The following is a 201-nucleotide window of genomic DNA, read 5'->3' as shown; positions in this document are numbered from 1 at the left end:
GTGTTCGCGGGCAGCATGATCCTTGTCACCCTCGCCGCCGTCGCGATCTTCCTCATCGCCCGAAGCCTGCCGGCGTTCGTCGCGACCGATGAGAGCGCCTCGCTGCTCACCACCAACTTCTGGGCCTACGTCGGCCCCCTCGTCTTCGGCACGGTGTGGGCGGCGACCCTGGCCCTCCTCATCGCGCTGCCCCTCTCCATC

Annotated in this window: 1 pseudogene; it reads left to right on the top strand. The window is 68.7% G+C overall.

The features are described 5' to 3' along the window. Window positions 1–15: 15 nt before the first annotated feature. Window positions 16–201, top strand: a pseudogene (locus AMS67_RS04515) (phosphate ABC transporter permease subunit PstC); the annotation flags it as partial.

Origin of the sequence: Leucobacter japonicus (assembly GCF_001273855.1) — a bacterium.
In the GTDB taxonomy this organism is placed as follows: domain Bacteria; phylum Actinomycetota; class Actinomycetes; order Actinomycetales; family Microbacteriaceae; genus Leucobacter; species Leucobacter japonicus.
This window is presented reverse-complemented; position numbering and strand designations above follow the sequence as displayed.